The sequence below is a fragment of the Cognatundibacterium oligocarboniphilum genome (genome assembly GCF_013377855.1).
Taxonomy (GTDB): Bacteria; Pseudomonadota; Gammaproteobacteria; order Burkholderiales; family Burkholderiaceae_D; genus Undibacterium; species Undibacterium oligocarboniphilum.
In genome coordinates this window covers 1-13,375 of sequence record NZ_JABXYJ010000003.1, presented here as the reverse complement: position 1 = coordinate 13,375, position 13,375 = coordinate 1, and the positions used below count along the sequence as shown (strand labels likewise).

At 53.3% G+C, this 13,375-nt stretch carries 10 protein-coding genes; 5 read left to right on the top strand and 5 right to left on the bottom strand.

Translation table 11 applies throughout. The features are described from left to right. The first annotated feature begins 16 nt into the window (after nucleotides 1–16). Together HV832_RS05365 and HV832_RS05360 are read left to right on the top strand one after the other, a co-directional pair. Nucleotides 17–1,243, top strand: coding sequence for an acyl-CoA dehydrogenase family protein (locus HV832_RS05365; RefSeq protein WP_176802547.1), 1,227 nt, complete (start codon nucleotides 17–19; stop codon nucleotides 1,241–1,243). 263 nt (nucleotides 1,244–1,506) lie between these two features. Continuing rightward, complete coding sequence (locus HV832_RS05360) at nucleotides 1,507–3,213, top strand: long-chain-fatty-acid--CoA ligase (protein ID WP_176802546.1); 1,707 nt, start codon at nucleotides 1,507–1,509, stop codon at nucleotides 3,211–3,213. Nucleotides 3,214–3,305: 92 nt separating this feature from the next. Here HV832_RS05360 and sppA read toward each other — a convergent pair whose 3' ends face one another. Continuing rightward, nucleotides 3,306–5,165: a signal peptide peptidase SppA gene (sppA, locus tag HV832_RS05355; RefSeq protein WP_176802545.1), complete on the bottom strand. Its 1,860-nt coding sequence runs from the start codon at nucleotides 5,163–5,165 to the stop codon at nucleotides 3,306–3,308. A gap of 36 nt (nucleotides 5,166–5,201) precedes the next feature. After that, nucleotides 5,202–6,188 carry a S1/P1 nuclease gene (locus HV832_RS05350; RefSeq protein WP_176802544.1) on the bottom strand — a complete coding sequence of 329 codons (987 nt, stop codon included), beginning with the start codon at nucleotides 6,186–6,188 and terminating at the stop codon, nucleotides 5,202–5,204. A 251-nt stretch (nucleotides 6,189–6,439) separates the two neighbouring features. Between HV832_RS05350 and HV832_RS05345 the strand changes: the two genes are divergently transcribed. Then, nucleotides 6,440–8,125: a peptide chain release factor 3 gene (locus tag HV832_RS05345; protein WP_176802543.1), complete on the top strand. Its 1,686-nt coding sequence runs from the start codon at nucleotides 6,440–6,442 to the stop codon at nucleotides 8,123–8,125. A 247-nt stretch (nucleotides 8,126–8,372) separates the two neighbouring features. Continuing rightward, a complete protein-coding gene (locus HV832_RS05340; RefSeq protein WP_176802542.1) occupies nucleotides 8,373–8,684 on the top strand; it encodes a hypothetical protein in 312 nt (103 codons plus the stop codon). Nucleotides 8,685–8,810: 126 nt separating this feature from the next. Here HV832_RS05340 and HV832_RS05335 read toward each other — a convergent pair whose 3' ends face one another. Both HV832_RS05335 and HV832_RS05330 read right to left on the bottom strand, forming a co-directional pair. Continuing rightward, complete coding sequence (locus HV832_RS05335; RefSeq protein WP_176802541.1) at nucleotides 8,811–9,557, bottom strand: YoaK family protein; 747 nt, start codon at nucleotides 9,555–9,557, stop codon at nucleotides 8,811–8,813. A 570-nt stretch (nucleotides 9,558–10,127) separates the two neighbouring features. Further along, nucleotides 10,128–10,472, bottom strand: coding sequence for a hypothetical protein (locus tag HV832_RS05330; protein ID WP_176802540.1), 345 nt, complete (start codon nucleotides 10,470–10,472; stop codon nucleotides 10,128–10,130). Between HV832_RS05330 and HV832_RS05325 the strand changes: the two genes are divergently transcribed. After that, nucleotides 10,464–13,127 carry a TonB-dependent receptor gene (locus HV832_RS05325; protein ID WP_176802539.1) on the top strand — a complete coding sequence of 888 codons (2,664 nt, stop codon included), beginning with the start codon at nucleotides 10,464–10,466 and terminating at the stop codon, nucleotides 13,125–13,127. The two genes, HV832_RS05330 and HV832_RS05325, sit on opposite strands and share 9 nt — an antisense overlap. Here HV832_RS05325 and HV832_RS17155 read toward each other — a convergent pair. Next, nucleotides 13,100–13,375: hypothetical protein (locus HV832_RS17155; RefSeq protein WP_218131970.1), on the bottom strand; the 276-nt coding region annotated here is incomplete at its 5' end. The two genes, HV832_RS05325 and HV832_RS17155, sit on opposite strands and share 28 nt — an antisense overlap.

Here is a 13,375-nt window from a genome sequence, read left to right as displayed (position 1 = left end):
CCAAGAAGGAAAGATCATGGATTTTCAATACAGCTCTAAAGTCCAGGCATTGCAGGCACGTTTGCTTGCTTTTATGGATGAACACATTTATCCGAACGAAAAGACATTTTTCGGAGAGATTACCGCTAATCGTCAGGCGGGAGACGCCTGGAAGCCGACCCGCATCGTCGAACAGCTGAAGGCGAAGGCACGCGAAGCCGGATTATGGAATCTGTTTCTGCCGGAATCGGATCAGGGGGCCGGGCTGACCAATCTGGAATACGCGCCATTGTGTGAAATCATGGGGCGTGCGCTGTGGTCTGCTGAAGTATTTAACTGTTCCGCGCCGGATACCGGCAATATGGAAGTGCTGGCGCGCTATGGCACGCCGGCGCAGCAGGCGCAGTGGCTGACCCCGTTGCTGAACGGCGAGATCCGCTCCTGCTTTGCGATGACCGAGCCCGCGGTGGCATCATCCGATGCGACCAACATCGAAGCCTCGATCGTGCGGGAGGGCGATGAGTATGTGATCAACGGCCGCAAATGGTGGTCGTCCGGCGCCAATGATCCGCGCTGCAAAGTGTTCATCTTCATGGGCAAAAGCGATCCGCAGAATGAAAACCGCCACAAACAGCAGTCCATGATCATTGTGCCGCGTGATACGCCGGGCGTGACCGTGCTGCGCGCGTTGCCGGTATTCGGTTATGACGATGCGCCGCATGGACATGGTGAGGTGCTGTTTGAGAATGTCCGGGTTCCGGCTGCGAACATGCTGCTCGGTGAAGGCCGTGGTTTTGAAATTGCACAGGGACGTCTGGGGCCTGGCCGGATTCATCACTGCATGCGGCTCATCGGTCTGGCCGAACGCTCGCTGGAAGACATGTGCAAACGTTCGTTGAGCCGTGTCGCATTTGGCAAGCGCGTTGCCGAGCAGGGGGTGACGCTGGAGCGGATCGCCAATGCCCGCATTCTGATCGATCAGGCGCGCTTCCTGGTGCTGAATGCGGCGCAGATGATGGATACGGTTGGCAATAAAGCTGCCGCGAAAGAAATCGCCATGATCAAGGTGGCTGCGCCGAATATGGCTTGCCAGGTCATCGACTGGGCGATTCAGGCGCACGGCGGCGGCGGGGTGTCCGATGATTTTGGCGTGGCGTATGCATATGCCCAGGCGCGCACCCTGCGTCTGGCGGACGGTCCGGATGAAGTGCATAGAAACCAGATCGGCAAGATGGAACTGAAAAAATACCTGCCGTCCAGATAAGTGTCCGGGTCTGACAGAAAACAATTCAGGACAGGAGAGCCGGCAGATCGCCGGCTTTTCGCCTTTACTGCGAAGGCTTCCGCAGGCAGGAGCGAATTGCATCAATTATTCAATAAACAGGGGGTATGCAGAAAAATTGGCTGATTGCCTAATTAAACAAAAGATTTTAAAAAATACTCCCCCTGAGTATATTTTAAGATATATAACAGCAGTATTGTTCCATTGCGCTTTATTTTCCAAATCCATAAAAATCAGGAGACAAAATGAGCAACACACCATGGACCTTATCCTATCCCGCCGGCGTGCGTTGGGATGCGCCGTTACCCATCACTTCTCTGCCGGAATTACTGCACAACGCGGTGCATCAGTGGCCGGATTTGCCAGCGCTGGAATTCATGGGAAAGCGCATCTGCTACCGCGAATTACAATCATTGGTAGACCGTGCAACGGCGGGTTTTCAGCAACTGGGGGTGAAACCCGGCGTGCATGTCGGTCTGTTTTTGCCGAATACACCGCATTACGTGATCAGTTTTTTTGCGATTTTGCAGGCAGGCGGCACCGTGGTGAATTACTCTCCGCTGGATGCGGAAAAAGTGCTGGAACATAAAATCGAAGACAGTCATACCGATTTTCTGGTCACACTCGACATGGTGATGCTGTATCCGCAAATGGCAAAGATGCTCGGCCATACCCGTTTGCAGAAACTGATTATCGGCAATATTGCAGAGATGTCTCCGTATCCGGAGGCCGTGCGTGCCAATCTGGACAAAGCGGGTCAGCTTTGTACGATTCCTGATGACGTGCAGCATCTGTCGTTCGCGCAATTAATCGCCAACTATGGCAGCTATACAGCGGTGAAGGTTGACGATCCGGCAGAGACGATCGCCGTGTTGCAATATACCGGCGGCACCACCGGTCTGCCTAAGGGCGCTATGCTGACGCACGCTAACCTGACAGCGGCCTGCAGCCAGATCATAGAAACCACCCATACCGTGCCGCCTTTGCTGGAGCAAGGGCAGGAGCGTCTGCTCGCTGTGCTGCCGCTGTTCCATATCTATGCGCTGACGGTGGATATGCTGTTCGGGATTCATATCGGCGCGGAAATCGTGCTGCATACCCGCTTCGATGTGGATGCGGTGGTCAAAGATCTGGCCGCGAAAAAGATCACGGTTTTCCCCGGCGTGCCGACCATGTATACGGCGATTATTCATCATCCCGACATCCGGCAATATGATCTGGGCGCGCTGAAATTCTGCAATTCCGGCGGCGCACCGTTACCGGCAGAAGTCCTGCAACAATTCCAGAGCCTGACAGGCTGCACCTTGCTGGAAGGATGGGGCATGACAGAAACCTCGCCAACCGGCACATTCACGCCGGTATCCGGCGTGCGCAAAGCCGGCTCCTGCGGCCTGCCCGCACCGGGTATCCGCTTCCGCTTTGCCAGCATCGATGAGCCAGGCAAATATGCAGGCATCGGTGAGCGCGGCGAAATCTGCGTGTCGGGGCCGAATATCATGAAAGGCTACTGGAACAAGCCGGAAGCCACGCGCGATGCCTTTACGGAGGAAGGCTTTTTCCGCACCGGTGACGTGGGCTATATGGATGCGGATGGATTCGTCTATATCGTTGACCGCACCAAAGACATGATCCTGTCCGGTGGCTATAACGTGTATCCGCGGAATATCGAAGAGGCGGTGTACCAGCATCCTGCAGTGGCAGAGGTCAGCGTTATCGGTATTCACGACAATTATCGCGGCCAGGCCGCCAAGGCGTTTATCAAACTCAAGGCCGGACATGCGCCTTTCAGCTTTGATGAACTGAAAGATTTTCTGCGCGATAAACTCGGTAAACATGAGATGCCGCAGGCGATGGAAATCCGGGCAGAATTACCTAAGACGCCGGTCGGGAAACTGTCCAAAAAAGAGCTGTACGATGAAGAAGTCAGAAAGCGTCAGGCGGTTTCTGCCTGAGCGTGATGGATGACGGGTAAATAAAAACAGGGAGCTGCGGCTCCCCATTTTTTATTTGATGCTGACCGGCGCGATGCACCGGATTCCTATGACTAAGGGTTAATGCGGCACAGACAATGCGTGACGGCTGCATAGCCCTTGCCCTGCGTATTCAACTCTGCCAGCCATCGCAGATCGGAAGCAATCTGTGTCGCCGCAGCAGGCGGGATGCCGGACGGTACCAGCGCAACCTGAAACTGTTCGCGCAGTACCTGCGCAACCTGCGTACCGAACAGATCAAACAGCCGGTCAAATTTTGATGGCTCCGGCTCGATGTAGCTGACCCGGTAATCGTTGCCCAGATGTGCCCGGGTTGCGGCGGACTTCAGTGCATCCTGATAGGTGCCGACGGTATCGACCAGATTTCGTTCTTTGGCCTGTGCTCCGGTCCAGACGCGGCCCTGCGCCACCTGATCGATTTTGTCTGCTGTTGTTTTGCGGGCAGCAGCAGCTTTGCCGGTGAATTCAGCATAAATATGATTGATGCTGCTTTGTACCAGCGCACCGAATTGCGGGTTCAGCGGACGCAGAGGATTGTAAGGATCGCTCAGCCAGGTGGTGGTGGTGCCGCCGGTATGGATGCCCAGTTTATCGATGGCTTTTTCCGCTGTCGGCAAAATCGCAAACACGCCGATGGAGCCGGTGACTGTCGCTTCGTCGGCAATCACTTCGTCTGCCGACATTGAAATCCAGTAGCCGCCGGAAGCAGCAACGTCGCCCATGGAAACCACCACAGGCTTGCCAGCCTGACGCGTCAGCTCCAGTTCACGTCGTATCAGTTCCGAGCCGAAAGCGCTGCCGCCGGGCGAATCGACCCGCAGCACGACGGCTTTGATATTGTCATCTTCGCGTGCTTTGCGGATCAGCTTGGCGGTGGATAAGCCGCCGATGGAGCCAGGTGGCGCAATGCCTTCGCTGATTTCACCGGCAGCCACCACCACGCCGACTGCATCGCCAAACAGGCGTGGTTTGACGCGTGCCAGATAGTCGTCAAACGCCACCTGACGGAAGGTTTTGTTCGGCTCATCCCTGCCGGCACGTTTCAGCATCAGCTCGCGCAGTTCATCGCGCGTCTTGAGGCCGTCGACCAGCTTCAGATTGAGTGCCAGTCTGGCGCTGTCATCACCGGCAGCCTTCATCAGTTCCGGCAACTGGTTAATGCCCTGCATGATGCTGCCGGCAGGCAGTTTACGGGCTTTTTCGACGTTGTCTGTGTAGGTTTTCCACATACCGTTGTACAGGAAACTCTCTGCTTCCAGCGCGGCGGCAGATGGTTCGTTTGCAACGTAAGGCTCTGCAAAGCTCTTGTAGGTGCCGACCTTCAGCAGATTTACCGTCACGCCGACTTTGTCGAGTGCATCACGGTAGTAATTCCGGTAGCGGCCAAATCCGGTCAGCAGCACATTGCCCATCGGATGCAGATAAACTTCATTGGCATGCGATGCCAGAAAATACTGTTTCTGATCAAAGCTGGAACCCCACGCCACCACTGTCTTTCCGCTTGCCTTGAAACGGTCTATCGCAGCGGCCACTTCGCGCAGCATCGGCAAACCGGCACCACCCATGTCATCCAGCAACAGCACGGCGCTGTTGATCTTGTTATCCTTGGCAGCGCTCTCCAGCACGCTCAGGATATCGCGCAATTGTGTGGTCTTCTTGGCGTTACCCTGCGCCTCTGCCAGCAGAGCTTCCCGGGCATTGCCAGAGTGCTGCTCGACCAGCGTGCCTTTCAGATCTAGAATCAGTGCAGTCTTGTCGTCCAGTTTTTTGGTGCCGCCCGTCAGCATACCCGCGATGAGACCAATCAGTACAAGCAGGATCAGCAGGTTGAAAAACACCCGCCGGCTGAAATCGAGGGCGTGCCAGAGAAATCTGAAACCTTGGCCTATCCAGCGAAATGGAGTGAAACGCATAGCTTTCCTTGATGAGTTAAACGGTTGCGGGCGGAATTATTCCGGCCAGATTGCCTGCAGAATCTGCGCCAGATGCGCGCCGGCGCGGGCCAGTGCGTCTTCTTTCATGGAGACCATGGTTTTTTCATATTCCAGCGGCAGAGCGATGGACCAGTTGCTGCCGCGTGAACTGGGCGTGCTCTTGCTGAATTGCGTGCCGGCAAACAGTTTTCTGGCATCACGGATGGCATCATCGGCCCAGGCTGCCGGTAACTGTTCCAGCGATCCCTGCGCCAGCGGAACCAGACGCGCTTTTTTGACCAGCGCTTCGTTCATCCGGCCCCGTTTGTATGGCAGCGGCAGGTCGTCCCACAATGAGTGCAGATTCCCGCATGGACATTGCAGCGCGTTGCCGCCAACGGTATTGTTGCTGTGGTCATAACCAGCATCATCCGGATTCACCAGATTGCCACTGGCGTCCAGAAACACGGAGCCGACGTGCAGCGGTTGATGAATGTCGCCGATGTAATGCGTCAGCAAAGCCAGTGCTTCCTGCTTGTCCTTGAAAGAGAACGGAGCTGGCGCTTCCTTACCCTGCAATACCAGCGCTGCAGCGCGGATCGCATGAACTATATCGTGGTCACTGGTGCCGACATAACCGGTTTTGTAATGCTCATGCTGCAAGGCGACGTCGGCATAGTGATATTGCTTGTGGCAGGTTTCTTCGTCAGCCGCCGGATTGCATGCGGTGTTATTGCGCCGGACGTAATCTGCCATGGCGGCAATGCCGTTTGCTGTTTCAAACGGTGCGCATTCGGGATAGCGGCCAGCCGAGGTGTAGGAAAAATCTTTTTCCGGCGCAATCCCCTTGACGCAATCCCCCCAGACCGACATTTTTTCCAGTGTCTGCTCACCCAGTAACGCCCTGATCTGGGCGCCTGCTCTGGTACCGGATAACAATGTGTCGGCAATCGCACCGACCGACTGGTGGCCGTCTGCCCCCCAGGCAAAACCGGTTTGAGGCACAGCTGTAACAGCTGTCATGACAAGGGAGATGAAAAGCTTTTTCATAATTGAGTAATGAGCTGAGAAAATGACCATGTTAGCCGTGCCACATGACAATACGATGGATGGACATTAACGATACCCGCCGTGCTAGAGTCAGGGACAGGCGATGTTCTGATCGACATTTCCCGGCTTGGTTCCAGTGAACATGTCATTATTATAATGGTAATTCGACTTCCCTTCCAATAAACGCTAAACTTGCACGTTTTTTCCTCATTTTTGCGGCATCAATGAACACCACTCACGAATCTCCTGATGATACTCCTGAATCTGCAGCGGAGACAGTTGCGCCTTCCGCGCCTTCCCATGCACCGTCGAAAGACCTGATCCGCCGCGAGGTCGCAAGACGCCGTACTTTCGGCATTATTTCCCACCCGGATGCGGGTAAAACCACCCTGACAGAAAAGCTTCTGATGTTTTCTGGCGCGATTCAACTGGCGGGAACCGTGAAAGCGCGTAAAAGCGGGCGTCATGCCACATCAGACTGGATGGAGATTGAAAAGCAGCGCGGTATTTCGGTTGCGTCGTCGGTCATGCAGTTTGAATACCGTGATCACGTGGTGAATCTGCTCGATACGCCGGGTCACCAGGACTTTTCGGAAGACACCTACCGCGTGCTGACTGCCGTGGACTCTGCGTTGATGGTGATTGATGCCGCCAAGGGCGTGGAAGAGCAGACCATCAAGCTGCTGAACGTCTGCCGCATGCGTAACACGCCGATCATCACTTTCGTCAACAAAATGGACCGGGAAACCCGCGATCCGCTGGAGTTGCTCGATGAGCTGGAGTCTGTACTGAAGATTCAGTGCGCACCGGTGACATGGCCGATCGGCATGGGTAAAAATTTCCGTGGTGTGTACCACATTCTGAAAGACGAAATCCTGCTGTTCACACCGGGCAGCGAACGCGCCGATCAGGAATTTGAAGTCATCAAAGGGATTGATCATCCGCGCTTGCAGGAAATGTTCCCGCTGGAAATGGATCAACTGAAAATGGAAGTGGAACTGGTGCATGGTGCGTCGCATCCGTTCAGTCTTGAAGATTTTTTGGCAGGTGTCCAGACGCCGGTATTTTTCGGATCGGCGATTAATAATTTCGGTGTGCGCGAAATTCTGAATGCGCTGCTGGACTGGGCGCCGCCGCCGCGCGACCGCGATGCGACAGTGCGGGCAGTCGAGCCGAATGAGCAGGCTTTCTCTGGTTTTGTGTTTAAAATCCAGGCCAATATGGATCCGGCGCACCGTGACCGCATTGCCTTTCTGCGCGTCTGTTCCGGTCGCTTTGAGCGTGGCATGAAGCTGAAACATCTGCGTCTGAACCGCGATATCAAGGTCTCATCCGTGGTGACGTTCATGGCGTCTTCCCGCGAACAGGTGGAAGAGGCGTATGCAGGCGACATTATCGGTTTGCCGAATCATGGCAACATGCAGATCGGCGACAGTTTTTCGGAAGGTGAGATGCTGCAATTTACCGGCATTCCTTACTTTGCCCCGGATTTTTTCCGGATTGCACGCATCCTCAATCCGCTGAAGATCAAACAATTGCAAAAAGGCTTGCAGCAGCTGGGGGAGGAAGGTGCGGTGCAGGTCTTCAAGCCGGTGGTCAGCAGTGATTTGATTCTGGGAGCGGTCGGCGTGCTGCAGTTTGAAGTGGTTGCCAGCCGCCTCAAAAATGAATACGGCGTCGACGCAGTGTTTGAAGGCACCAGCATTTCCAGTGCACGCTGGATCACCTGCGATGACAAGAAGATGCTGGCGGACTTCGAGAAATCCAGCGCAGGTGCCAATCTTGCTTACGATGCAGCAGGTAATATGGCATATCTGGCGACGTCCGGCGTCAATCTGAAACTGACTCAGGAACGCTGGCCCGGCGTAGTGTTCCATGCCACACGGGAACACGCGGCAAAACTGGCATAACCCTGACAATGTGCCGCAGCATCTGCGGCTTTCCATGCGGCCCGCAGAGGAGTTTTTCGCTGCGGGCCGCTTGCTGACTGGGCTTATAGAATGCGCTTCAAAATTTGTTTTTCTTTGCTACTATGCATTGAGTGCGGCACAGTTTTTTGCTGCCAGCATGTCATAGCCTGGTCATATTTTCACAGCAGGCTATTTCATGCCAATCCGCTTTGGGTACTTTTTCTGAAAACAGGCAAGGAGGTTCATCATGGCATTATTTTTTATTGAGGCAGTCCGGTTTGATGAGAGTGGTGAACGTGTTGCCAGAGTACGTTGGGGGCGCAGTAAAGGCGGACAGGTGATGCCGCCTGCGATGGTGGATGAGCCGCAGGAAGTGGATGTCGGAACAGTGCTCAATACCATTGCGAACGGTGATGAAGTCATCATCAAACTGAATGGAGATCAGGGCATTGTACTGGGACCTAAAGTCACAGGAGTAAGGTATGCCGACGGCATGCAGGGGCTGGATCTAGAACCGGCAGATGGTCGTCCGCGTCTGGCTGATTTACCTTCCTTCTGAAACGAAGGCGGGGCGACGCGCTTATCAGTCTGCCGCCACTAACTGAACGCCTGCCGGGATGCAGGCGTTTTTTTATGGGTGTTTTTCGTAGTACCAGAGGCTGCGCTGGATCACCTGTTTGTTGCGTCAGGTATAGAGCTGCTTCTTGATACTGGGTGCCAGCGACAGAATAATCAGTACGATGGCTAATGGCAGCGTGGAGATAAATCCCAGATGCTTGAACCCGGTCGCTCCCAGTACGCCGCCTGCAAAAAAGGCGATGACCAGGCGAAGATGCAAACGCAGCTTTTGCATATTGGCGCCGATTTCCTGCTCAGGATGAAATTCATCTTTGTTCTTGTTCCAGTAAATCAGTTTTCCAAGTTCGATCCCGATATCCGTTACCAGACCCGTCACATGTGTAGTGCGTATTTCAGCGCTGGAAATTTTAGTGATCAGCGCATTTTGCAAACCCATCAGATAGCTCAGTAAGACTGCGGTGAATGAAACGGTGACCACAGCATGCTCCTGCAGGCGCGTGCCGACCAGACCGAAAACCAGCAGCAGTGTCGCTTCCAGCAACAGTACCGGCGTGTACAGATAGCGCAGGTGGTTGCGTCTGGCGTAATTCACCATCAGGGCCGTGCAGGCAGCACCCCATGCAAAGGTCACCAGCAGAAACAGGGCGGCAAACGCCGGCATCAGCCTGCCCAGTGCCAGATCGTCCGCTGCACTGGAAAGCATGCCGGTCATGTGGGAAGTGTATTGTCCGACCGCCAGAAAACCACCGGCGTTTATGGCGCCGGCAACAAATGCGAGCGTAATGCCCAGATGCATATTGGATTGCGGGGTGCGTTTCGGAGAGGTCAGTTTCGCCAGATAGTGAATGGGCATGATGTTATCTCTGATAAAAGTCCTGTTTCAGTTTCAGTGTAACCGAGAGCGCATTCATGATGCAGATTCTGTCAGATTGATTTGCAGTGAATCTGCAAAAACACATTAATGCCACTTGAAATATAAATGCCATATAGGTGCTCTGAAGCTTTCCTGATGGGTCGTGGCGCAGTCCTCTTTCACTACAAAATTTTTCTCATGGCATGAGTCCGGACATTTGCCGGCACGGTGCGCAAATCGTTCTGCCGCCGACTTGCATACTACCTTTGGGCACACCGTTATTCGTGTGGCAGCCAAGGTTTTTGCTGTTCGCCGGACATGCAGCAGAAATGCCGCCAGGTGATATGCAGCGGATGTCTATGGATACCCATCTGTTGGAAAAACTAAACAGACCACTTGGAAAATGAAAATTAAAAATTTACAAAATAATTAAATTAAAACAAGGGGTTATTGATGTTATTTGAGGCATATAATTAATACCAATATTGGCATTGTTAATACCACGTAGATACCGCTTGACAACCACTTTTGGGCTACTTAAAGTGAGCCTCATCCGATGTTTTCTGAATATCACCGGTCAGTTTCACGATGATTCAGGGGGGCTTCAGAAAACAGGGGAAGGGTGGAGTGACAATAATTAAACAGCCTGCCTGATGCTGTGATGTTCTTTTCTCTGAAGGGGATTTTGCAGTACCTGTACCCGTTGTATCCGCTGGCTTTCAGTATGCTCAGGAAGTCAGTGACGGCAAAAGTAAGACCATGGATATTCAGCAAAAGTGGATTTGAAGTGGATTTTTTTTGTGGTAAAGCGTTGGTATTTTTTAATCGGTGAGAGATCAGTTCTGATGTTGGCTGCAATCGGTTATCAGCAGACTGAAATTGATTTAGAAAATCTTGGGGGAGTAAATGAAACATAATTCAAAACCTGGTTTGACGCCCATCGCGTCAGCAGTGGCGCTGTTGGTCCTGGGCGCATCCATGTCGGCGCAGGCGCAGCAGGCGGATCAGTCCACGCCGCAGGAAGTGGTTGTGACCGGTATTCGTGCTTCGCTTCAACAATCGATCAATCAGAAGCGGAATGCGGAGTCGCTGGTTGAGGTGATTACGGCAGAAGACGTGGGCAAGATGCCCGATAAAAATGTGGCAGATTCGCTGCAGCGCATTCCCGGCGTAAACGTTGCGACTGCTGGCGGTACCGAAGGCGGATTCGGTGAAAACGACCGTGTTTCCCTGCGCGGCACGCCATCTGCACTGACGCTGACTACCTTCAACGGCCACACAGTATCGAGTGGTGACTGGTATGCGGCCAATATCTCCGGCGGTGGCCGCAGCGTCAGCTACTCGTTGTTTCCTTCTGAACTGATTGGCCGCGTGACGGTGCATAAATCCTCTCAGGCCGATCTGATTGAAGGTGGTGCTGCCGGTAGCGTAGACATTGAATCCCGCAAGCCGCTGGACTTCAAGCAGCAACTGTCCGCAATGGGTTCCGTGGAAGGTGTGCGTTCCAGCCTGTCCGGTAAAAACAATGCGCAACTCAGCGGTCTGGTGAACTGGAAAAATGACGATAACAGCATGGGCATCATGGTGCAGGCATTCGACCAGAAGCGTTCGCTGCTGCGCGATGGCCAGGAATTCCTGTGGTGGGACAAAATGGTGCCTGGCTATGACGGCTCAGGCTGGGTGCAGGCGCATCCGGAAGTGCTTGGCAAGAATATCTCTCTGCTGACCGGTACTGCCCAGTTTTCGCAAGAGCGCGAAACCAAGGGTGGCATGATGGACCTGCAGTACAAGATCAATCCGGATCTGATGTTTGATCTGAGCGGTTTTTACTCCAAGCTGGAAGCATCGAATGTTAACCGCAACATGATGTTTGCGCCCTATTCGGCAATGACGAATGGCTGGTCCGGTAAAAACGGCGTAGCACCATCTGCCTGGACTATCGTTGGCAACACCATCACATCGCTGACGCTGCCGAACACCTGCCCGAGCGGACTGGATTGCTCCTCGATGTCCACAACGGTACAGGATATCGCTGTTCGTCCGGGTTCTTACAGTGATTCCCGTTTTGTCAATCTGGATGTCTCTTACAAGGCAAACAAAGATCTGTCTTTCACCGGTAAAGTGGGGCAGACAAAAGGCACCGGTTATACACGCGATATCGGTTATGAAGTCTGGAATGCCTATTCTGGCGGCAGCATTTCCGTGTATGGCCTGAGTCAGCCCGCACAGATCATCGTGCCGGGTTCTAATCAGCTGACCTTCCGTCCGAATAACCCTATCGGTGGCTGGGCTTCGGATGTGACGGCGACAGATAAAGAATCCTACGGCCAGTTTGATGGTTTGTTCAAGACCGGTAATGACGTGCTGCACAGTATCAAATTCGGTGCGCGCTTTGCCTCCCATGAACGTAATCTGACGAACCTGGCTGGTACTGTTGCCGCTGCCGGCACACTGACATCCAGCGCGCCAAACGGCGTGACAACACTCAATTCCAGCCTGCCGAATGTGTTGAACGGCACCTGGACGTTGACGGGCGACTCTGTGACAGCATGGGCAAATCAGTATGTGACTTTCAATACGCATGCTTATCAGTCTGAATTCCGTGTGAAGGAAGATGTGCAGGCTGCCTATGCAATGGCTAACTTCAATGCTGAGCGGGTATCCGGCAATTTCGGTGTACGGGTTGTCAGCACCAAAGAGCACGTCGAGAATGGTTCTCAGAATGCAGTCTGGGCACCGATCGTGACAGAAAATACCTACACAGATTTCCTGCCAAGCGCAAACTTCCGTGTGGATATCTCTGACAAAGTGGTCGGCCGTTTTGCAGTCAGCCGTACTATGGCGCGTCCTGACTTCGGTCAGCTGGCAGCGTTAAGCCTGCTCGATACGCAGATGACCGGTTCCGGTGGTAACCCTAACCTGAAGCCAATCCGTTCCAATAACTTTGATGCCGGTATTGAATGGTACTTTGCACCTAAGTCCATGTTGTCTCTCGGTGTATTCAATATGTCGATGGACTCCTACGTGACTTATGGTTCTTACGTACAGTCTTTCTATAACTACGCACAGAAAGCCAATACCGACTACAAGATGAGTGCAGCGCTGAACACGACTGCAGAAGTCAAGGGTCTTGAGCTTGCTTACACCCAGGATTTCGGTAACGGCTTTGGTGTGACTGCCAACTACACTTACGCAGATGGCAAAGAAACCGGTAAAGCACCGGGATCTGCCTGCGCGACAACCGGTGACTGCAGCATGGTCGGCACATCCAAAAACTCGTACAACCTCGGTGCGTATTTTGAAAACAGCAAGTTCAATGCACGTATTCAGTACAACTACCGCTCTGCTTTCCTGAATGGTCTCGATCGTAATTCTGCGATCTATCAGGACGCTATCGGTACTATCTCGGCATCGCTGGGATACAACCTGACTGATAACATCAGCCTGACTCTCGAAGGAAAAGATCTGAACAATCCTATGCTCAAGTCTTATGCCACAACACCAGATCAGCCTCGTGCGTTCTATAAAAACGGTCGCCAGATTTATTTTGGTATCCGCGCAAAAATCTGAGTTGTTGAAACCTGTGTCTTAACGGCTTCTTGTGAGTGAGCCTTGATATGGCGGAGCGCCCTCTGTTCCGCCATTTTTTTATTCAGAATTGATCTCATCCCTGCAATGCGAGGCTGCACAGGCAGCATGGATGACATCGGTTTTGTGATCCGCAATGCAACACAACGGCGTGACCGGCAGTGCCCGTCATACCGTGCTTTACCGTATTTAATGTAACAGGAGACAGCCGGAATGGATTTTTCAGATCG

Excerpts from the sequence above, each read along its gene's own strand:
- HV832_RS05345 (WP_176802543.1), top strand. The coding sequence starts at position 6,440 with ATGAACACCACTCACGAATCTCCTGATGATACTCCTGAATCTGCAGCG.
- HV832_RS05335 (WP_176802541.1), bottom strand. The coding sequence starts at position 9,557 with ATGCCCATTCACTATCTGGCGAAACTGACCTCTCCGAAACGCACCCCG.
- HV832_RS05340 (WP_176802542.1), top strand. The coding sequence starts at position 8,373 with ATGGCATTATTTTTTATTGAGGCAGTCCGGTTTGATGAGAGTGGTGAA.
- sppA (WP_176802545.1), bottom strand. The coding sequence starts at position 5,165 with ATGCGTTTCACTCCATTTCGCTGGATAGGCCAAGGTTTCAGATTTCTC.
- HV832_RS05325 (WP_176802539.1), top strand. The coding sequence starts at position 10,464 with ATGAAACATAATTCAAAACCTGGTTTGACGCCCATCGCGTCAGCAGTG.
- HV832_RS05350 (WP_176802544.1), bottom strand. The coding sequence starts at position 6,188 with ATGACAGCTGTTACAGCTGTGCCTCAAACCGGTTTTGCCTGGGGGGCA.
- HV832_RS05365 (WP_176802547.1), top strand. The coding sequence starts at position 17 with ATGGATTTTCAATACAGCTCTAAAGTCCAGGCATTGCAGGCACGTTTG.
- HV832_RS05360 (WP_176802546.1), top strand. The coding sequence starts at position 1,507 with ATGAGCAACACACCATGGACCTTATCCTATCCCGCCGGCGTGCGTTGG.
- HV832_RS05330 (WP_176802540.1), bottom strand. The coding sequence starts at position 10,472 with ATGTTTCATTTACTCCCCCAAGATTTTCTAAATCAATTTCAGTCTGCT.